This is a genomic window from Bacillus sp. V59.32b (genome assembly GCF_003429085.1).
Lineage (GTDB): Bacteria > Bacillota > Bacilli > Bacillales > DSM-1321 > Peribacillus.
Genome location: NZ_QVTC01000005.1, coordinates 1 through 19,415, shown reverse-complemented (window position 1 = coordinate 19,415; position 19,415 = coordinate 1). Strand labels below are relative to the sequence as shown.

Genomic DNA, 19,415 nt, shown 5'->3' with positions numbered 1-19,415 from the left:
GGTTCATCGAGCACAAATCCGGTTCATCGAGCACAAATCCAGCTCATCGAGCAGAAATTCGAATAATCGAGCACAAATTCAAATAATCGAGCAGAAAATCTGATAATCGAGTACAAATTTAAATAATGTAACCGAAATTGATCTAAACGATCCTGTTATGTTTTGTAGCAGGGAAATTTGACCCCTTTTTCATCTTCCGCAGGTTAGATAGATATATACTGCTTTTCAGAGAAAATCACAGAATTAAAACCTCCCGCTCATTAGTATCGGGAGGTTTTTTTATAGATATACTATCTGACATTCCATTCCTTCAGCAATGGCCCGTTGTATCCGAAAACCGGATCGGCATCAGGCAGGGGCACTTTGGAGATGTCTTCAGAAGCAAACAGCCTGTCTTCTTCTTTTTCCGTTTTGAGATTGTGCTCCATTCCATCTGGATAGGCTCCCACAATCTTGAAATCATCACTGGATTGCAGTCTTTTGTGCCCGGTTCCCGCCGGCAAGATGATTACATCGCCTTTCTTTATGTCAAGCGATTTTCCTTTTTCGCCGCCAAGCTGGAGTATGGCTGTACCTTGGACTACACCGAGCACTTCATGTGCATTGCTGTGATAATGATGAAAGTCAAAAACCCCATTTGTCCAGCTATTACGCCAATTATTCTCGTTGAATGTTTCTTCTGTCCGTTCAAGTTGTTCGGAAAATGCCCCAGGGTAAAACAGGACGGGCAGATTAGGGTTGTTTGGAATGACTCCATCATCTTCGAACCGATATGTTTGCAGATTGTTTTTATTCATATATTAACCTCCAGAGCTTTTACTAGTTAGATTCCCGTAAAGCTGCTTACCAAAACTATGAATCTAAAATCAGGATTTGAAACAGTTCAGACTAAAGTTGTAGGGAACATTCAAACTTTCTATCGACGAATGTAAAATAGCCAAAACGTAAGATGGATATAGGAAGTCGATTAATAAATGTAGATTAGGAGTGATTGTTATGAACCCATTTGTCGGGAAGGTGGTTATGATTACAGGCGCTTCAAAAGGTCTGGGTAAAGCATTAACGGTAGCCTTTGCGAGACAGAAAGCAAAGCTTGCGATTTGTGCGAGAGGGGAATATGAGTTGCGCAAGATCCAAAAGGAGGCGCAGGAGCTCGGCGCCGAAGTTCTTGCGGTTACAGCCGATGTGTCGGTTTCCCGTGATGTTGAAAGGTTTACTTCAATGACAGAGCACGTCTTTGGAAGGATCGACGTGTTGATAAATAATGCTTCGATGTTAGGTCCCAGCCCTATCCCTCTATTATTGGATTTTCCGGAGGAAGACTTTGAGGAAGTTGTTCGGGTCAACACAGTCAGTTCTTTTCTGCTAACAAAAAGGGTGATTGCCGGAATGCTGCAAAGGAATGAAGGGGCTGTCATTAATGTCACATCCGAAGCCGGCCATACAGGATATGCTGGCTGGGGGGCATATGGGGTTTCGAAATTCGCTGTCGAAGGTCTGACGCAAACGTGGGCAGATGAAGTCAAAGGAACGAATGTAAGGGTAAATATGGTTGATCCCGGAGAAATGGATACGAATATGCATGCATTAGCAGTTCCGGATTGCGATTATTCTCTAGCTAACCCGAACGATGTAGTCGATGTTTTCTTATATCTCGCCTCTACAGAATCGAGTGGCATTAACGGCATGCGTTTTGAAGCTCAGGAATTTAACCGAAGGGAGGAAGAATAATGGCAACTGCAAATCTATTATTTGACCTGCCGCCAGCTTTACACGCAAGCACTCCGCCGGAACAGAGAGGGATTCGAAGAGACCGGGTGCGGATGATGACCTTGGACCGCGTATCCGGTGAGGTGGGCCATGATCATTTCTTTCATTTGGACCAGTATCTTAACAGCGGCGATGTGCTCGTGTTGAATAATAGTCGAACGATACCTGCCGTTTTAAAAGCGATTATGAAAAGAAATGGCGCTTTGGTGTATGAAGATGTTGAAGTTAGGCTTGCACGGCGTATAAATGAGGGAGTTTGGGAGTCATTAATTGTTTCCGATACGGTGAAGCTTGGTGATACGTTGCATTTCTCCCATTCCCTCTCTGCAAAAGTGACGGGAGAAAAAGAAAACTCTCCCCTTAAGACCTTGCATTTTTCAAAAACAGGCTCTGAGTTATTCAATGATATCTATAGCTTGGGAGAACCGGTGCGTTATGAATACATTCATCATCCATGGAATTTGAATTATTATCAAACCGTTTATGGGACGGTCCCGGGTTCAGTGGAAATGCCATCTGCAGGCAGGGCTTTTAGTTGGGAACTTCTACTTGCTCTTCAGCAAAAAGGAGTCAAGATCGCTTTCTTACAGCTTCATACCGGGCTAAGCTATTTATTGGACGACAAATGGCACATCAGTCCTGTTGAACAGGTTGAACAATACAAAATACCTGAAGAAACGATGGAAAGCATTCTTCGAACGAAAGACGAAGGCGGTAGAGTCATTGCTGTCGGGACAACTGTAGTCCGTGCAATCGAATCATCATTAAGCAGTGGAAGGCTTGAGGGCTTTACTAAACTTTATATCGATTCGAAGCATCAATTAAAATTGATTAATGGGATAGTAACCGGTTTTCATGAACCTGAAGCCAGCCATTTGGATATGCTTACAGCTTTCATCAGCGAGGATAATTTATTATGTGCTTACCAAGAAGCTATTGATCAAGGCTACCTTTGGCATGAATTTGGGGACATGAATCTAATTATATGAGGGGTAGTGCCATGAAGTTCCACCACATAGCTCTTGAAGTAAAAGATATTGAAGTATCAAGGAGTTTTTATCAGGATTATCTAGGGTTGGAAGAGGAAACACAATTTGAATTAATGGGAGGAAAAATCGCTTTTTTAACTTTGGGAAATCTCAGGATTGAACTGATTCAAACGCAAGATAGTGAACATGTAACCTCGGGGAGGATCCATCTCTGTTTTGAGGTGAAGGATATGGAACACGCCCTGATCAGACTTATAAAAGATGGGTATTATATAACGGAAGGTCCTTATTTTCTTGCAAATGGCTGGAAAACGTTTTTCTCAACAGGACCTGATGCTGAAATATTGGAATTCCTCGAGATAAGCCGTGATTGATGCTTATAAAAAAACGAATGGAGGCATCGAAAATGCCTCCACTCGTTCTACCTTATGCTTCTCTTGATGCTTCGATTTCTAATGAGACCGTAATTTTGTCGCCGATAAGGACTCCGCCTGTTTCAAGCGCAGCATTGTAAGTAAGATCATAATCACTCCGGTTGATCGTTCCTTTTCCGCTGAAGCCGGCTACTTCTGCACCCCATGGGTTTGTTCCTTGGCCTTCGAAAGTTATTGCAAATGTTTCAGAACGGGTTACTCCGTGCATGGTTAAATCTCCGGTTACATCATACTCATCTTCACTGGTCTTTACAATTTTTGTTGACTTGAAAGTTAAAGATGGATATTTTTCAATATCAAAGAAATCTGCTGAACGAAGGTGAGCGTCACGATCGCCATTGCGTGTATCGATACTTGAAACATCGATTGTAAATTCGATATTAGCTGTAGTCAAATCTGCTGGATCGGCTTCAACTGCTGCGTCAAACTTTTGAAAAGTTCCTTTTGTTTTTGCTACCATCATGTGCTTAACTGAAAAATCAATGCTGCTATGTGCTGCGTCTACAACCCATTTTGTGTTTGCCATTAATAAATCTCCTCCAAATTTCTTCGAAATATTTAAATCATATATCTCAAATTCAAGATATAACAATATGAAACAAATTATATTTCCTATCAATCAAAATGTCAAACAATTTATTTTAAAAAATCGGAAAAAGGGAAAAAGATGTCCCGGTTTACGGAACATCACTTGAATTTTTATTCTTTAATTTTAGGCTCTGTTAAACGATAATGTTGTTTTTGGGAAGGGAATCTGCGAGACTCCTCGAAAATGCATACGCATTTTCTCGTGCGGTGTCTATTCAAGGATGATGAATCAACGTCCTGCGGAAAAACGGGCTGGCAAGACCCCGCAGCGAGGTACGAGTGAGGAGGCTTGCCAGTTCGTCCGCGGAAAGCGAGTAGATTCCATGACCATTTGAAAATCAACAATGGAATTTAACAGAGCCTATTTTTAAAATCCTTTAACTTGTTCAACAGGTCATCCGGGCTTTCGCCAGTAATGATATCGCCATCGACCTTGGCGTAAGGGGACTGTTTGCATAGCTTACACTCGCTTAAGCATTCATATTCCTTATACTTTACGGTTGGCTGGGTCAGGAACTGCTGGAAGAGTGAAAAAGTCTCTTCATTCAAAAAACGGTCAAGGTTATTCTCACAGAATTCGACGGTCATTGGTTTTTCTTTAGAGAACATTTTCGTGATAAATGATTTCACATTATCTTCTTCCTTCATCTTATAATTCTCAAAATCGACACTACTTTCATTTATAGTTTACCGTTTATCGGTAGTCGAGGAAACCAAAAAGCAATTTAATGAAAAAATTCCGAGGAATATGGTATCTTTACTTCAAGCAGTTAAATACATAAATCGCGTCTGCACGGTTTATAATGGAAATAACATATTAGTTTTGAATCATGCAGCAAATGTTTATCAATAGGAGGAAGTACATTGAAATTAGTGGGGATTTCGGGAGCATTAATTGGCGCCAAGACAGCAAAAATGGTAAATGAAGTTTTAATTCGGGCAAAACAAAAAGATCCGGATCTTGATATAGAGCTTATTGATTTAAGGGATTATCAAATTGAATTTGTTGTAGGGAAACCGTTAGAATCCTACAATGACGACACGAAAAATGTCATTGAGAAAATAGTCGGCGCTGATTTCTTTGTGATCGGTACGCCGGTGTATCAGGCATCCATTACAGGGGCCCTCAAAAATCTTTTCGACCATCTGCCGACAACGGTGTTTGAATCAAAGGTAGTCGGCTATGTTTCCACAGCGGGATCCAACCATCATTCACTTGTGGCGGAAAATCAATTAAGGCCGATTCTCTCATTCTTTAAAGCATTGGTTGCCAGCAAAAATGTCTTTGTTTCAAACGACAGCTTTAATAGTGAAAATGAAATCATAAATGTTGATGTAGACCGAAGATTGAGCGAACTGGCTGATGAACTGCTCTTTCTTCAGCAAAAACTAAAAGGATAGAAAGGCAAGGAGGAAGAATCTTTTCCTCCTTTCTCTATAATTAAAGCTATGCTAAATATCTCTGTTGATTTTGGTTTCACACGAATGAACCCAAAATAATGTTTTTCAACAATACTTTATAACAGAGGCATAATTAAAGTTACTATTTTAATAATGATGATTGTCCAGCTCCTGCGCCACATAATGACCTGTTGTAGTCGAAGTGTTTATTAACACTTTTCTTGTTAACATTTTGTGAAAATGATTGACATAAATAGCGTAAAAAATTACAATAATTCATGTAATAGTCTAATTGATAATGAGTATCATTACTAAAAAGAAAAATGGATTCAATGCTTTTTTTATTTTTCGAAATGATAGTGAATCTCATTATTGATAAAATTATATTTTTTTTATGAGTTTAAATGATAATGAATCTCATTGTCTGAAATAGTCCAGCCTGGCTGAGGGAAGTGCAGGAATCGTCATGAAAAAGAGATATTTGATCATTGCCTTCATTATATTGTCCATTACATCATTGTTTGTTGGTGTAAAAGATATCACCCCGTTTGACTTGTTTCATTTAAGCGAGGACCAGCGGGAAATCATGATGATCAGCAGAGTGCCAAGACTGGTGAGCCTTATCATAGCAGGGGTAAGCATGAGCATTTGCGGATTGATCATGCAGCAGCTCAGCCGGAATAAATTTGTTTCTCCTACAACAGCGGGAACGATGGACGCGGCAAGGCTAGGAATACTTGTTTCCCTTATTATTTTTTCATCCGCAACGATGATGCAACAAATGATAGTCGCTTCACTTTTTGCTCTGGCAGGAACTTTTCTCTTTATGCGTCTGCTTGACAGAATCAAATTTAAAGATGCGATTTTCATTCCGCTTGTAGGGCTGATGTTTGGGAATATCCTTAGCTCGATTACAACGTTTTTTGCCTACAAGCATGATTTAATTCAGAGTATTTCCTCATGGCTGCACGGTGATTTTTCCATGATCATGGCAGGGCGTTATGAAATGATCTATATCAGCATTCCTTTAGTCATCATTTCGTACATATTCGCTGGGCAGTTTACCTTAGCAGGCATGGGTGAAGAGTTCTCCACAAATCTCGGCCTCAATTATCGCTTCGTTGTCAACATCGGGCTGGTGATTGTTGCTTTGTCCACAACGGTAGTCATGCTTACGGTTGGAATGATTCCTTTCTTGGGGCTGGTTGTTCCGAATATCGTTTCCATTTACCAGGGGGACAATCTAAAAAAGAACCTTTCACACACAGCTTTGTTAGGTGCAGTTTTCCTGCTTTTCTGTGACATATTAGGAAGGCTTATCATCTATCCTTATGAAATCCCGATTGGATTAACGGTCGGAGTGATAGGAAGCGGCATTTTTCTTTACTTATTGATAAGGAGAAAGGCATATGCATAAAAACATCAAAATGGGCATACTTGCAGCGATTGCCGCCATCCTGATCATCGTTTTCCTTTTCACTGAGATTGGAAACCAGTGGGAATATGTGCTTCCCAGACGAAGTATTAAAATACTTGCAATCGTCTTGACAGGGACTGCGATCGCCTTTTCAACCGTCGTGTTTCAAACAATCACCCATAATCGAATCCTTACTCCAAGCATTATCGGTCTGGATTCCCTGTATATGCTGATTCAAACTTTCTTAATTTTTGTTTTCGGTTCTTCAAGCTTGACCGTCATGAATAAGAATGTGAATTTTCTCATATCGGTTGGTTTTATGGTTTTGTTCGCAGGGTTGCTTTACAAGTTTCTTTTCAAACGGGAAGGGCAGAATATTTATTTTCTATTATTAGTAGGATTGGTCATGGGGACGTTATTCCAGAGCTTTTCGTCATTCATGCAAGTGATTATTGATCCAAACGAGTTCCAGATTATCCAGGATCGAATGTTCGCGAGCTTTAATAATATCAACAATGACCTGCTAATGATCTCGATTGTACTCATCCTGCTGATCTCCATTTACTTTGCGAGGTTTGTCAAGTACCTGAACGTTCTATCACTCGGTAAGGAGCAAGCTGTTAATCTTGGCGTTGATTATGATTATGTCGTCAAACGGCTTTTGATTGCAGTGGCAATCCTGATCTCGATCTCGACCGCTTTGGTCGGACCGATCACATTTCTTGGCTTGCTTGTCGCGAATGTAGCCTATCAATTCTTAAAAACCTATCAGCATACTTATCTAATCTTTGGTTCTATTTTGATAAGCATTATTGCTTTGACAGGCGGTCTTCTGATTGTCGAAAGAGTATTCACCTTTTCAACAACGCTTAGTGTCATCATTAACTTCATCGGCGGAGTGTATTTCATCTATCTGCTATTAAAGGAGAATAAATCATGGTAAAAGTAAGCAATGTCTCGAAACAATATGGGAATAAGACGGTCGTTGATCACGTTTCTTTGGAAATCGCAAAAGGCAAAATCACTTCATTCATCGGTCCAAACGGTGCGGGGAAAAGTACTTTGCTGTCCATGATCTCAAGGCTCACTTCTATGGATGCCGGTAAGATAACGATTGACGGGCTCGATATTTGCGAGTGCAAAAGCAATGAACTTGCCAAGAAAGTCTCCATCCTTAAACAGTCCAATCACATTAATATTCGCCTGACGATCCGGGAGCTGGTTTCATTTGGACGCTTCCCGTACTCACAGGGAAGATTGACAAAGGAAGACTGGCATTACGTGGACGAAGCGATTGCGTATATGGAGCTGGAGTCCATCCAGGATAAATTCCTTGATCAGCTAAGCGGCGGACAACAGCAAAGGGCCTACATTGCGATGGTCATCGCACAGAACACGGATTATATTTTGCTTGATGAGCCCTTGAATAATCTTGATATGAAACACTCCGTACAAATTATGAAGGTTTTAAGAAGGCTTACGGATGAGTTGGGCAAGACGGTAGTAATTGTCATCCATGATATTAATTTTGCTTCCTGCTATTCCGATTATATCGTGGCCCTTAAGGACGGAAAGATTATTCAGGAAGGCACTACGGATGACATGATTGACAGCACTGTTTTAGGGGATATTTATGAAATGGATATCAATATTGAAAATATTAATGAAAATAGGATTGCTGTTTATTACGCCTAACAAAAAACTATATTTTGAGGAGAACTTAAAATGAAAAGAAAATTTTCCCTGTTTTTTATAATCGCTTTATTGGCTGTTTTTGTTGCTGCGTGCGGTTCAGATGATTCTGCTGATAACGCGGGCGGGTCAGAAGGAAATAAGAAATCAGAAGAAGTTACAGTCAAGCATGAACTGGGTGAGACAAAGATTAAGAAAAATCCTGAAAAAGTAGTGGTATTCGATTTCGGTACATTGGATACTTTGGATAAGCTTGGCGTGGAGGTTACCGGCGTTCCCGGACAAAACCTTCCTGAATATCTTGATAAATACAAGGATGCGGAAAATGTCGGGGGATTAAAGGAACCTGATTTTGAAGCCATCAATGAGCTCCAGCCGGATGTCATCATCATCTCGGCTAGGCAGCAAGATTCTTATGATAAGTTCAGTGAAATCGCTCCGACGATCTTCATGGATGTGGATAGTAAGAAGTATATGGAATCTTTTAAGGAAAACGTAACAACACTGGGGGATATCTTCGGTAAAGAAGCTCAGGCTAAGGAAGAGCTCGCAAAAATAGATGATGCCATTGCTGGCTTAAAGGAAAAAGCGGACGCAAGTGATGAAAAAGCATTAATTACCCTTACGTCTGGCGGTAAAGTAACAGCTTACGGTCCATCATCAAGATTTGGAGTCATCCATGACGTTTTTGGTGTGAAACCAGCGGCTGAAGATCTTGATGCAGATCCTCAGCACGGTCAGAACATTTCGTTTGAATTCATCGCCGAACAAAACCCAGATATTCTCTATGTTATTGATAGAGATGCCGCTGTCGGTGAAGGCAATAACGCGAAAAAAGTCATTGAAAATGCTTTAGTAAAGAAAACGAACGCTTATAAAAACGGTAAAATTGTATATCTAGACCCTGGCTACTGGTACCTGTCAGGCGGTGGATTAGAATCTGTCGCCGAAATGGTGAAAGAAGCGGAAGAAGGATTAAAATAATTAATAATTAAAAGAAACTGTCTGTCCCCGAATACTAATATCGGGAACAGACAGTTTTTTTATCTAAAACATATGAATTAAAGAAAATGGAAAACGAAGGTTTGGTAAAAGTAAAATCAGTAGAGTATACCGGTCACCGGGCAAAAGCCATCTATCAAATTACAGAAACTGGGGAACTGGAATTCAAGCGATTATTAAAGGAATCATTTGAACGTTCATCAGTGATTCTGCCAAGTTCTTTATATACTGCTGTATCCTTTCTTCATGAAATTTCAAATGAAGACTTGCAAGAGGCGGTTCATGGACAATTGAGGACGCTTGAAAGAGAGCTTGATGATTTAAAAGCCGGTCAGGAACTTAAAGAAAAGGCAATCAAAATTGACCCGTTAACAAAATTAGCTTTTGAAAATATGTACCAGCACTATGAAATACAAATGAACTATCTGACACAAATAAAGGAATATTTAAAAGATAGCCCTGCCATAAACAAACCTGTTTTCCCTGAATCAAAATAAGCAACCTGCGATAAAAACTTTGAATTAAATATACAATACAAGCATGGTGCCTCCAATATAGGGCTCTTTTTATTTCGACTTACAGAAACTAAGTAATGATTTTAGCAATTGGAAAAGTAGTGGAATTTTTTCTGATACAGTTATATAATGAAAAAAGTTTCGCGAAATTACGGTTGCTGAGAAACTGAAAAAAAGGAAAAAAATGTCGATGATTTTCCTTTGAAAAACAAGCAGTCTTACGTTATCATTTACTAATGATATGAATTTTATGTAAATGCAGTGTAATTTTTTGATAAAGTCGAGCATATGATAATCAGTATTGAAGGCAGTATCTTGTCCAAAACAAACTAGTGCAATTTACAAAGCTAGTGATATGGTAAATAACTGGGAATAGATAAAATGGTATTGAATTTTACATTCCCGGGTGTTAATATTGAGTTTATGCCTGTTCTCTTGTGCGGATTTGAAGAGGGCATTACCACTAGTTTAATAGAGGTGTATAAAATGAAAAATTTCTTTACTAAAAATAAAAATTTCTTTACAAATAAATTATTAGGCTTTTTTGCTATAGCAGTCGTGTTGTTTTGGATCAAGACATACATCGGCTACAGAATTGAGTTTAACTTAGGGGTAGATAATTCCATACAGGAATTTCTTCTATTAATAAACCCGATAAGTTCAGCCCTATTCTTCTTTGGCCTAGCTCTTTTCGCAACCGGCAAGAAAGCATATAAATGGATTATCGGACTTAACTTTATCCTTTCCTTCCTTTTATATGCGAATATCATGTACTACCGCTTCTTCAGCGACTTCCTTACCCTGCCGACCATTACGCAGGTTAAGAACGCCGGTGATTTAGGACAGAGTGTTTTTGCGCTGATGAGTCCATTGGATATCCTTTATTTCTTGGATACGATTATCCTAATCGTGCTTTTTGCCACTAAACTCGTGAAGCCAGAAGCCCTTAAGCTTAAGCGTCGTACTGTAACCACAGTATTTGTCGCGGCGGTTATGGCCTTTACCGTGAACCTCGGGTTAGCGGAAAAAGATCGTCCGCAGTTATTGAGTCGGACATTTGACCGGAACTATATTGTCAAATATCTTGGTATGTACAATTATACGGTTTATGATGCGATTCAAAATACAAAAACATACGCCCAGCGCGCTACTGCGAACAGCACGGATATCGCTGAGGTCGTAAACTATACGAAAGCAACTAAGGCAGAGCCCAATCCTGAGTACTTTGGCAAAGCTGAAGGAAAAAACGTTATTTATTTACATCTTGAATCGATTCAAGATTTTATCATCGATTACAAATTAAACGGTGAGGAAGTAACACCGTTCTTAAATTCACTTGCGAACGGCAATGAATTTATGTATTTTAATAACTTTTTCCATCAGACTAGCCAGGGGAAAACAGCGGATGCCGAGTTTATGATTGAGAACTCATTATATGGTTTGCCACAGGGGGCGGCTTTTACAACACAGGCGCAGAATACGTACCAGGCCGCTCCGGCGATTCTTGGTCAGCAAGGCTACACATCAGCAGTATTCCACGGGAATTACAAGTCATTCTGGAACCGGGATAAGGTCTACAAATCTTTTGGTATAAATGAGTTTTTCGATGCAAGCCATTATCAGATGAATGAAGAAGATGTCATGAACTATGGACTAAAGGATAAGCCTTTCTTCAGAGAGTCGATCCCAATGCTGGAGACATTGCCACAGCCTTTCTATTCCAAGTTCATCATGCTGTCAAACCACTTTCCATTCCCATTGGAAGAAGAGGATGCAACAATCGCTAAGCATACGACTGGTGATCCTTCTGTAGATGGATATTTCCAGACGGCGCGTTATGCGGATGAAGCTCTGAAAGAATTCTTTGATTACCTGAAGAAGTCCGGCCTTTACGATAATTCAGTTATCGTGATGTACGGTGATCACTACGGTATATCGGAGAACCATAACAAAGCGATGTCTCAAGTGTTAGGAAAAGAAGTCGGCAAATTTGAAAATGCCCAATTGCAGCGTGTACCGTTATTCATTCATGTTCCTGGTGTTGAAGGCGGAAAGATGGAACAGTATGGCGGGCAGATTGATGTAATGCCGACATTGCTTCACTTGCTCGGTGTGGATACCAAAGATTATGTCCACTTCGGTACCGATTTATTATCGAAAGATCACAATCAAGTCGTACCTTTTAGAAACGGAGATTTTGTTACACCTGAGATCACGGCTCTTAAAGGCAAATTTTACGATAATGCAACTGGTGAGTTAATCGAGAAAAATGAACAAATTGCTCGGGATCAAGAAATGGTTGAGACCATGCTCGGACTTTCAGATGAAGTGGTAAATGGAGACCTGTTGCGTTTCTATACACCAAATGGCTTTAAACCAATTGACCCAGCTGACTATGATTATACCCATAGCGAAGACGATGAAGAACCAAAAGTAGAAACAACCGAAGAGGAATAATGATGAAAAGCAGTTGAGAAGCTTATACTTCTTGACTGCTTTTTTTGATGATTCTATTGCATGTTCCTCCAGTTGCACGTCAAGCCTTATTAGAAATGAAAGGACTCTTTGGTCGTAGCAATCGCATATAGAACAGCAGGCTAGCCCATTTATGGGTATGAGTCTGAAAATTTTCCCGTTTTTATCCGCTATAATTGGGTAAAGATACATAAAACGGTTCTAAAGGAGGTAGCATCTGTGATTATCGTTTACTTAAGCATCGCCCTCATTGTAGGTTCACTTATTTACTTAGCCTTTTATGCTGTAAAGACATTTAAGGATACCAAGCCTGTAATGAACAGGATTACTAAAACAACAGCGATGATACAGGCGAAAACAGATCAGATAAAATCTGAAACGAATAAATTGACGATGACCCAGCAAGAAATCACAGCTGATGTTCAGTACAAGAAAGACACGGTCCAGGGAACAATCCAAGCTATAAAATTTACTCCAAAGCCCTTCAAGGAGCTATGGATGACCGTGAAGGGAACTAATCTAACAGGCAGATATTTAGGGAAAAGAAAACAGGCAGGAAATTTATCTTAAAACGGGATACCCCAGCACTTCTCAAATGAGAGGTGCTGTTTTTTCGCAGAAAGGAAAGTTTATACTTTCCTTAAGTGCAACTTTGTCTATCTCCCCCTTACGGCTCGTCAATCGACGAGCTTTCTTTAATTTCTTTTGCCTTAATGAATAAAACCATATGCTTAACAAATAGTAAAAATGAGCAGATTCTCTAGAGGAGTGATTTCATGAAGTATGCAGTGATATTAAGCAGTATCATGGCATTGTTTATCACGGGTTGTTCAACTAATGATAATGGTGAAGGAAGAAATAATATCGCGCGAAATACAAGCAATGTGAATGAACGGGTGGATCAGGGACCTCGATATCTTGATGTGGGAAACAGGGATGAGCTGTATGGTGGTATGCGACGGGAAGACTATCGCCCTGAAGATGTCAGGCATGCGGATGATGCGGCAAATCAGGTTGAAGAGCTGAAAGAGGTAAAGCATGCGGTTGTAATCATGACTGATAATAACGCTTATGTTGGTGCAACCTTGATAAAAGGCACTAGGCTGACAAAAAGATTAGAAGAAAAAATAGCCAGTGCGATTAGAAAAGAGAATGAAATGGCAGAACATGTCTACACCTCCACAAATCCAGATTTCGTGGATAGAATGGACGGGTATGTCAACGATTTAAAAAATGACAGGCCGGTTCGTGGATTGGCAGATGAGTTTGGTGAAACGGTAAGAGATGTTTATCCTGGGGGCCCCAGTTAATATGATATGCGGCTATTTGGATAGCACTCACCTGACCTGAAGTGGGCTTGCCTTTCTTTTAATCACACATGGATAAGCAAGGCGTGAAGGAATTTGGAAGGAGGAGTCCTTTGATGAAACTTTTTAAAAACAAAAAGAAGAAAAAGGTGCCCCCTTTACAAAAGGATACGGCGATTCCTAATGCTGCAAAGGAATTTGAAGAACTGTTTAGGAAGTTTAAAGCTTCTGATGATTTTATCTCCTTTCAATATCCTACAGACGGTGCTTTTACTGTATCTTATTTTAAATCGATCGTGAGCCCGGACCAGATTCATAAAGAAATATTGCCTGTAATGACAGCACAGCATCCAACGACCTTGGAAGAAGTGAAAAAGGGAATTCCGGTTGAAACGATAAAAATCTCAAACGATTTAAAGACTATTCAGTCTCTTGCTATGGCTGGAGCCGTGATTATCCAAATTGACACAGACAATGGACATTGTCTTCTTGTTCCATCTGCAAGCACAGAGAAAAGGAAGATTGCCGTCCCTGAAACGGAATTCACTGTACTTGGCCCGAAGGAAGCTTTTGTAGAATCAATAGAAGTCAATATAAATTTAATTCGAAAACGGCTGCCTGTCCCGGAGCTTCAAGTGAAGGAAATAAAAGTTGGCGAGATTTCGCAAACAAGAGTAGGGATTCTTTATATAGATGGTATTGCGAATCAGGAGAACATTAATACAGTCATTCAAAGAATATCTGAAATTGAATATGACATAATCGCGGACAGTTCGTTTATTTCGCAGATGATTGCTGATAATCATAACTCGGTATTCCCACAATTCATTGATACAGAGCGTCCAGACCGGACTGCAAGTGTTCTGGCAGAGGGCAAAATAGCCATCATTGTGGATGGTTCGCCCCATGTGCTTAATGGCCCTACTACAATCGGTAACTTCTTTTCGGCTTTTGAAGATTATTTTGTAACCTGGCATCTTGCCACATCGATCAGACTGCTGCGATTATTGGCTGTATTGTTTTCCGTCTTATCAACGTCGATGTATGTTGCTGTCATTACTTATCATTATCAAGCCATTCCGGAGGCATTGCTCCCGACTTTAATTGCTTCACGCGGTGCTGTCCCTTTTCCGCCTCTTATGGAAGCTCTACTCCTAGAAGGGACGATTGAATTACTTCGGGAAGCGGGTGCGAGGCTGCCGACAAAGGTAGGTCAAACAATCGGTATCGTTGGCGGTATCGTAATTGGGACCGCGGCAGTGGAGGCGGGGTTCGTCAGCAATGTACTATTAATGCTCATTGCACTCGCCGCTTTGGCATCGTTCACGACCCCGATCTATCAGATGAGCAATACGCTACGAATTATCCGTTTTTCGTTCTTGTTCGCTGCACAGCTTTATGGTCTTTTAGGGGTGGCCATCTGTTCCGCTTTCTTTCTCAATCATCTATTAAAGCTTACATCGCTTGGACGTCCCTATTTAGAGCCCATCTATCCTTTGCGACTAAAAGATTTAAAAGATAGTTTCGTCAGGCTTTCTTTTACAAAACAAAAGCAGAGACCTATCTTTTTAAGGCCGGAATATTCAACAAAACTCCCGCCTAAACAAAAAGCTGTCCCAAAGGATATTGACGAATAGAAAGTTGGTGCATGATGGATTTAAAACCAAACGAGAATAACAAAGTTTCTCCATACTTCGCAATGTTCCTTGTTCATAAAATGCAAATCGGTGTTGGGATTCTCGGATTTGAGCGGGTGATTGCCAAAGATGCTGAATATGATGCCTGGATATCTGTATTGATTGCCGGTATTAGCGTGAATGTGATCCTTTGGATGTGCTTTCGTATGTTACATAAGGATGGAAATGATATCATCAGCATTCATAAGTACTTATTCGGAAGGTGGTTTGGTGGCGGACTAAGCGTTATTTTGTTCATTTACTTTTTATCCGTAGTGATTACCATATTAAGAACTTATACGGAAGTAATCCAGGTATGGATGTTCCCGGGTGTCAATGTCCTGATGTTAATGGTCATCTTTGCCCTTTTGGTATATAACCTGGTTACCGGTGGATTCAGGGTGGTTACAGGCGCTGCCTTTTTGGGAGTTCTCATTAGTTTGCCGCTTTTATTATTGAAATATTTCCCCCTGAAGTACGCGGATTTTACCAATCTGATGCCACTTTTTGACCATTCGGTAAAAGAGTTATTGCTTTCGGCGAAAGCCATGACGCTGAATTACCTTGGATTTGAGTTCCTATTAATGTACTACCCTTTTTTAAATGAACCAAGAAAGGCGGAAAAATGGGCCCACTTTGGGGCGATATTCTCGACCATCATTTATTTGATTTCTACCTTAGTGTCCTTTGCTTATTACAGCCAGGACCAATTGAAACATTCCGTATGGGCTACTTTAACCTTATGGAAAATTGTCGACCTACCATTTGTTGAGCGCTTTGAGTATGTGGGGATTGCTATTTGGCTTTTTGCAGTTATCCCAAATGTCTGCCTTGGAGTATGGGCGGTGAGCAGGGGAATGAAACGGATATTTGCCGTGAATCAGCGTAAATCGCTAGTTTATATTTTGGGTATCACCGTTTTAGCCTGCACATGGTTTCAAACACGCCAGGCGGTTGACCAGCTAAATAGTATGGTGTCCCGATTCGGCTTCTGGATTATTTATGCTTACATCCCGTTATTGTTTATTTTATTCATGGTTGTCCACAAAGTGAGGAATAAAACGAAATGAAAAAAAACCCCCTGATTTATTTATTATTTTGTGCCATGTTAACAGGCTGTGGTGTAAAGGATAATATTTTAGAAGATAACCTGCTTGCCGAAGTGACGGCTTATGATCTGGCAGGGGACGATAAAGTCAAGGGAGCCACCTTGGTTTCAGTTCCCTCATCGGGCGAAAAAGCCCCGATGGGAAAGGAAGTTTACTCGGCAGTCGCCCATACCGGAAAAAACATCCGCCAGAAAATGGAATCTGAGACACCGAAACGTCTTGTTGGAGGCCGTTTATCGGCGGTTATCTATGGTGAAGAACTTGCCGGGAGAGGAATTTATGATTATGTCGATACATACAGGCGGGATCCTTCCGTCGGCAGGGATATCTATTTAGCGGTTGCTTCAGGCAAGGCGGAGGACATCGTCAATCTTGAATCTAAAATGACCCAAACGCCGGGTATCAAGACGCAAGAACTGATTGAACAAAACTTCCAGACAAATCTTCCCCATACCAACCTGCACAGTTTTTTAAATCGTTACTACGGAGATAATATGGATCCGGTCATGCCGCTCTTGGAAGTAAAGGGTGAACATCTTAAATTAAAGGGCATTGCGCTTTTTCGGGATGATAAATACATTGGAAAACATATTTCATATGAAGATGGGTTCCTATTTAAAGTCCTTTCTGGAAGATTCAAAAACGGCGTATATGAAATTAAGATGAAAGAAGATTCTTATTTGAATATTCAAAATGTCTATTCCAGAGTGAAATACGAAATAAACGATGGGAACGGGAGTCCGGAGGTCTTTATTAAAGTTAAAATCAGAGGTGGTTTATTAGAGGTTCATGACTTGGATTTAAAAGACCGGTCAACCATTCCAAGAATAGAAAAAAAAGCACAGCAAATCATTGAAAAAAAGCTGTACGGGATGGTGAGAATGTTCCAGGGAAATAATGTGGATCCCCTTGCCCTTGGTGACCGGGCAAGAAGCCAAACAAGACATTTTGATAAGAAGCATTGGGAGGATGAATACCAGACAGTTCCGATTGAGATAAAGGTAGAATTAAAGCTGGTCCAAGAAGGGATTACGGAATAAAAATGAAAAAAGACATTGGCTTTTTTGCCAATGTCTGTCTATTTTCCGTCGAGAAAGGGTTATTGTTTTACGTCAAAGTTGGCTTCCTTCAAGGAAACGACCTTTGTTTTCTTTATGGATTTGTAACCAAGCCAAAGGATAAGGAACAGGGGCAAGCCAATATAGGAGACTAGCACGCTTGTCCAATCGATTGAACCGCCTGTAAACGCCGTGTAATTTTGCCCAAGGATGACGATTATACATATAATCAGGGCGAAAAGCGGGCCAAACGGAAACCATTTTGCGCGATATGGCAGATCTTTTAAATCACGACCCTGGGCAACATATGCTTTGCGGAACCGGTAATGGCTCATGGCTATTCCTACCCATGCAATGAATCCGGACATCCCGGAAGCATTTAACAGCCAGATATACACAACACCGTCATCGAAAAATGTGGTTAGAAACGCGAGAGTTCCCATTAAAGCAGTCACAATCAGGGCATTTACCGGTACGCCCCTTTTATCAAGTTTCCCGAGAAACTTCGGAGCCTTCCCATCGCGTGCTAAATCCCACAGCATCCGGGTCGAAGCGTACATTCCAGAATTACCGGCTGAAAGAATGGCTGTTAAGATGACCGCATTCATGACAGAAGCAGCAAAAGCAAGCCCAGCTCTTTCGAAAACCAGCGTGAACGGACTGACGGCAATATCAGAGATATCGGAACTTACAAGGCTTTCTGTTGTATAAGGAATAATCAAACCGATTACGAAGATGGCCAGAATATAGAACAAAAGAATTCGCCAAAACACCTGGCGGATGGCCAAAGGAATATTCTTTCTTGGGTTTTCGCTTTCCCCTGCGGTCACGCCGAGTAATTCAGTACCCTGAAATGAGAATCCGGCGGCCATAAAAATTCCTATGATGGTGAAGAACCCTCCGTTAAAAGGTGCGTCATCAATCGTAAAGTTTTTAAAGCCAATCGCTTCCCCACCCATGATTCCCAGAATCATAAGGAAACCGACGATTAAAAACACAACAACTGTTACAACTTTAATTAGGGAGAACCAATACTCAGCTTCTCCGAAGCCTTTTACTGATAAATAGTTCAAGCCGAACATAATGGCAAGGCATAGCGCGCTCCATAGCATAGAAGGGCTATCCGGGAACCAGAACTTCATAATAATGACCACAGCCGCCAATTCGGCAGCAATTGTAATGGCCCAGTTATACCAATAGTTCCAGCCAAGTGCAAATCCGAAGGCTGGATCGACGAATTTTGTCGCATAAACCCTGAAGGAACCGGCTACCGGCATGTATGCTGCCATTTCCGCAAGACCGGTCATTAAGAAATAAACCATAATGCCAATGGCCGCATAGGCGACGAGAGCGCCTCCGGGACCTGCAGTGTGGATAGCCCCGCCGCTCGCAAGGAACAGCCCGGTCCCGATCGTTCCCCCGAGTGAAATCATCGTTAAATGTCTTGCTTTCAATCCTCTTTTGAGCTCTGTAGGATTGGTATTTAAGTTTTCCATTTATAACACTCCTTTTATAAATAGGAAGGAAATAAAAAACAGCCGTCGAAAAAGATCGACGGCTGCTTAAATAGCCCGTTTAATCCTTCCGAAAGTAGCTCCCCACGTCTTTAAAAACGTGACAGTGGTGTTCCTGTTCGGTAACACCGCCAGCCTGGGTATACAGTGAATATATCCAAACTTCGGCGACTTATCCCTTCTGACGGAGTCAAAGATATTCTCTGTATCTCGTCCGCCATACTCATCTAAGCCGCAGCCTCTACCTCATCGGTTAATGAGGAAGTATTCTGTTTTACATTATTGAAGTATAATTTAAAATTTGAAAGAGTGCAATATGTTTGTTTCTGGCAGATATTTGATGGATAAGGTTCTTCACCAAAAGAAGTGGTTTAAGCTTTTGATTATCCGTTGATTTCCGCTCCAGGCCCTCGCTTTCCGCGGGCAGTCCGGGAGCCTCCTCGGCAAAGGGCACGCCTCCGGGACTTA

The 19,415-nt window shown here is 40.9% G+C and carries 20 protein-coding genes and 1 riboswitch; of the genes, 15 read left to right on the top strand and 5 right to left on the bottom strand.

From position 1 onward, the window contains the following. Positions 1 to 290: 290 nt before the first annotated feature. Positions 291 to 797, bottom strand: a complete 507-nt coding sequence (locus D0463_RS01305; RefSeq protein WP_117304246.1) for a cupin domain-containing protein — start codon at positions 795 to 797, stop codon at positions 291 to 293. A gap of 199 nt (positions 798 to 996) precedes the next feature. On the opposite strand from D0463_RS01305, the gene D0463_RS01300 reads away from it, so the two are divergent. The 3 genes from D0463_RS01300 to D0463_RS01290 are packed head-to-tail and all read left to right on the top strand — an operon-like array spanning position 997 to position 3,133. Beyond that, a complete protein-coding gene (locus D0463_RS01300) occupies positions 997 to 1,731 on the top strand; it encodes an SDR family NAD(P)-dependent oxidoreductase (protein WP_117304244.1) in 735 nt (244 codons plus the stop codon). Beyond that, positions 1,731 to 2,759: an S-adenosylmethionine:tRNA ribosyltransferase-isomerase gene (locus D0463_RS01295; protein WP_117304242.1), complete on the top strand. Its 1,029-nt coding sequence runs from the start codon at positions 1,731 to 1,733 to the stop codon at positions 2,757 to 2,759. The genes D0463_RS01300 and D0463_RS01295 overlap by 1 nt, the downstream gene beginning before the upstream one ends. A gap of 11 nt (positions 2,760 to 2,770) precedes the next feature. Further along, positions 2,771 to 3,133: a VOC family protein gene (locus tag D0463_RS01290; RefSeq protein WP_160118341.1), complete on the top strand. Its 363-nt coding sequence runs from the start codon at positions 2,771 to 2,773 to the stop codon at positions 3,131 to 3,133. 52 nt (positions 3,134 to 3,185) lie between these two features. Here D0463_RS01290 and D0463_RS01285 read toward each other — a convergent pair whose 3' ends face one another. Together D0463_RS01285 and D0463_RS01280 are read right to left on the bottom strand one after the other, a co-directional pair. Next, on the bottom strand, positions 3,186 to 3,719 hold the full coding sequence (locus D0463_RS01285; RefSeq protein WP_117304237.1) for a YceI family protein: 534 nt from the start codon (positions 3,717 to 3,719) through the stop codon (positions 3,186 to 3,188). A gap of 413 nt (positions 3,720 to 4,132) precedes the next feature. Next, positions 4,133 to 4,411 carry a DUF1450 domain-containing protein gene (locus D0463_RS01280; RefSeq protein WP_254052683.1) on the bottom strand — a complete coding sequence of 93 codons (279 nt, stop codon included), beginning with the start codon at positions 4,409 to 4,411 and terminating at the stop codon, positions 4,133 to 4,135. 234 nt (positions 4,412 to 4,645) lie between these two features. Here D0463_RS01280 and D0463_RS01275 point away from each other — a divergent pair, with 234 nt between their 5' ends. The 12 genes from D0463_RS01275 (at position 4,646) to D0463_RS01220 (ending at position 17,415) form a co-directional block, all read left to right on the top strand. Beyond that, positions 4,646 to 5,182 (top strand): NADPH-dependent FMN reductase, encoded by a 537-nt coding sequence (locus D0463_RS01275; protein ID WP_117304233.1) that lies wholly within the window; start codon positions 4,646 to 4,648, stop codon positions 5,180 to 5,182. A gap of 466 nt (positions 5,183 to 5,648) precedes the next feature. After that, positions 5,649 to 6,599: an ABC transporter permease gene (locus tag D0463_RS01270; protein WP_117304230.1), complete on the top strand. Its 951-nt coding sequence runs from the start codon at positions 5,649 to 5,651 to the stop codon at positions 6,597 to 6,599. Continuing rightward, positions 6,592 to 7,542: an iron chelate uptake ABC transporter family permease subunit gene (locus D0463_RS01265; RefSeq protein ID WP_117304228.1), complete on the top strand. Its 951-nt coding sequence runs from the start codon at positions 6,592 to 6,594 to the stop codon at positions 7,540 to 7,542. The genes D0463_RS01270 and D0463_RS01265 overlap by 8 nt, the downstream gene beginning before the upstream one ends. Next, positions 7,536 to 8,294, top strand: coding sequence for an iron ABC transporter ATP-binding protein (locus D0463_RS01260; RefSeq protein WP_117304226.1), 759 nt, complete (start codon positions 7,536 to 7,538; stop codon positions 8,292 to 8,294). The genes D0463_RS01265 and D0463_RS01260 overlap by 7 nt, the downstream gene beginning before the upstream one ends. A 30-nt stretch (positions 8,295 to 8,324) precedes the next feature. Beyond that, positions 8,325 to 9,275: a siderophore ABC transporter substrate-binding protein gene (locus tag D0463_RS01255; protein ID WP_117304224.1), complete on the top strand. Its 951-nt coding sequence runs from the start codon at positions 8,325 to 8,327 to the stop codon at positions 9,273 to 9,275. 86 nt (positions 9,276 to 9,361) lie between these two features. Then, complete coding sequence (locus D0463_RS01250) at positions 9,362 to 9,790, top strand: PadR family transcriptional regulator (protein ID WP_117304222.1); 429 nt, start codon at positions 9,362 to 9,364, stop codon at positions 9,788 to 9,790. Positions 9,791 to 10,294: 504 nt separating this feature from the next. Continuing rightward, positions 10,295 to 12,265: a lipoteichoic acid synthase gene (gene ltaS, locus D0463_RS01245; RefSeq protein ID WP_117304249.1), complete on the top strand. Its 1,971-nt coding sequence runs from the start codon at positions 10,295 to 10,297 to the stop codon at positions 12,263 to 12,265. Positions 12,266 to 12,502: 237 nt separating this feature from the next. Then, a complete protein-coding gene (locus tag D0463_RS01240; RefSeq protein WP_160118340.1) occupies positions 12,503 to 12,853 on the top strand; it encodes a DUF948 domain-containing protein in 351 nt (116 codons plus the stop codon). Between the two features lie 206 nt (positions 12,854 to 13,059). Next, entirely contained in the window at positions 13,060 to 13,593 is a 534-nt protein-coding gene (locus D0463_RS01235; protein ID WP_117304219.1) for a YhcN/YlaJ family sporulation lipoprotein, read from the top strand. A 113-nt stretch (positions 13,594 to 13,706) separates the two neighbouring features. After that, complete coding sequence (locus D0463_RS01230) at positions 13,707 to 15,227, top strand: spore germination protein (RefSeq protein WP_117304217.1); 1,521 nt, start codon at positions 13,707 to 13,709, stop codon at positions 15,225 to 15,227. A gap of 11 nt (positions 15,228 to 15,238) precedes the next feature. Continuing rightward, the gene (locus D0463_RS01225; RefSeq protein WP_117304214.1) at positions 15,239 to 16,336 is read left to right on the top strand and encodes a GerAB/ArcD/ProY family transporter; all 1,098 of its coding nucleotides are present in this window, start codon (positions 15,239 to 15,241) and stop codon (positions 16,334 to 16,336) included. Then, positions 16,333 to 17,415, top strand: coding sequence for a Ger(x)C family spore germination protein (locus tag D0463_RS01220; RefSeq protein WP_117304212.1), 1,083 nt, complete (start codon positions 16,333 to 16,335; stop codon positions 17,413 to 17,415). The genes D0463_RS01225 and D0463_RS01220 overlap by 4 nt, the downstream gene beginning before the upstream one ends. Positions 17,416 to 17,474: 59 nt before the next feature. On the opposite strand, the gene D0463_RS01215 is transcribed toward D0463_RS01220, so the two are convergent. Together D0463_RS01215 and D0463_RS19655 are read right to left on the bottom strand one after the other, a co-directional pair. After that, positions 17,475 to 18,929 carry an amino acid permease gene (locus D0463_RS01215; protein WP_117304210.1) on the bottom strand — a complete coding sequence of 485 codons (1,455 nt, stop codon included), beginning with the start codon at positions 18,927 to 18,929 and terminating at the stop codon, positions 17,475 to 17,477. 87 nt (positions 18,930 to 19,016) lie between these two features. Continuing rightward, positions 19,017 to 19,199, bottom strand: a riboswitch (Lysine riboswitch). A gap of 22 nt (positions 19,200 to 19,221) precedes the next feature. Continuing rightward, on the bottom strand, positions 19,222 to 19,415 hold a 194-nt coding region (locus D0463_RS19655), incomplete at its 5' end, for a hypothetical protein (RefSeq protein WP_216824879.1).

What these genes read in the sequence shown, in the direction of transcription:
- D0463_RS01305 (WP_117304246.1), bottom strand. Translation starts at nt 797, where the DNA reads ATGAATAAAAACAATCTGCAAACATATCGGTTCGAAGATGATGGAGTC.
- D0463_RS01300 (WP_117304244.1), top strand. Translation starts at nt 997, where the DNA reads ATGAACCCATTTGTCGGGAAGGTGGTTATGATTACAGGCGCTTCAAAA.
- D0463_RS01295 (WP_117304242.1), top strand. Translation starts at nt 1,731, where the DNA reads ATGGCAACTGCAAATCTATTATTTGACCTGCCGCCAGCTTTACACGCA.
- D0463_RS01290 (WP_160118341.1), top strand. Translation starts at nt 2,771, where the DNA reads ATGAAGTTCCACCACATAGCTCTTGAAGTAAAAGATATTGAAGTATCA.
- D0463_RS01285 (WP_117304237.1), bottom strand. Translation starts at nt 3,719, where the DNA reads ATGGCAAACACAAAATGGGTTGTAGACGCAGCACATAGCAGCATTGAT.
- D0463_RS01270 (WP_117304230.1), top strand. Translation starts at nt 5,649, where the DNA reads ATGAAAAAGAGATATTTGATCATTGCCTTCATTATATTGTCCATTACA.
- D0463_RS01265 (WP_117304228.1), top strand. Translation starts at nt 6,592, where the DNA reads ATGCATAAAAACATCAAAATGGGCATACTTGCAGCGATTGCCGCCATC.
- D0463_RS01260 (WP_117304226.1), top strand. Translation starts at nt 7,536, where the DNA reads ATGGTAAAAGTAAGCAATGTCTCGAAACAATATGGGAATAAGACGGTC.
- D0463_RS01255 (WP_117304224.1), top strand. Translation starts at nt 8,325, where the DNA reads ATGAAAAGAAAATTTTCCCTGTTTTTTATAATCGCTTTATTGGCTGTT.
- D0463_RS01250 (WP_117304222.1), top strand. Translation starts at nt 9,362, where the DNA reads ATGGAAAACGAAGGTTTGGTAAAAGTAAAATCAGTAGAGTATACCGGT.
- ltaS (WP_117304249.1), top strand. Translation starts at nt 10,295, where the DNA reads ATGAAAAATTTCTTTACTAAAAATAAAAATTTCTTTACAAATAAATTA.
- D0463_RS01235 (WP_117304219.1), top strand. Translation starts at nt 13,060, where the DNA reads ATGAAGTATGCAGTGATATTAAGCAGTATCATGGCATTGTTTATCACG.
- D0463_RS01230 (WP_117304217.1), top strand. Translation starts at nt 13,707, where the DNA reads ATGAAACTTTTTAAAAACAAAAAGAAGAAAAAGGTGCCCCCTTTACAA.
- D0463_RS01225 (WP_117304214.1), top strand. Translation starts at nt 15,239, where the DNA reads ATGATGGATTTAAAACCAAACGAGAATAACAAAGTTTCTCCATACTTC.
- D0463_RS01220 (WP_117304212.1), top strand. Translation starts at nt 16,333, where the DNA reads ATGAAAAAAAACCCCCTGATTTATTTATTATTTTGTGCCATGTTAACA.
- D0463_RS01215 (WP_117304210.1), bottom strand. Translation starts at nt 18,929, where the DNA reads ATGGAAAACTTAAATACCAATCCTACAGAGCTCAAAAGAGGATTGAAA.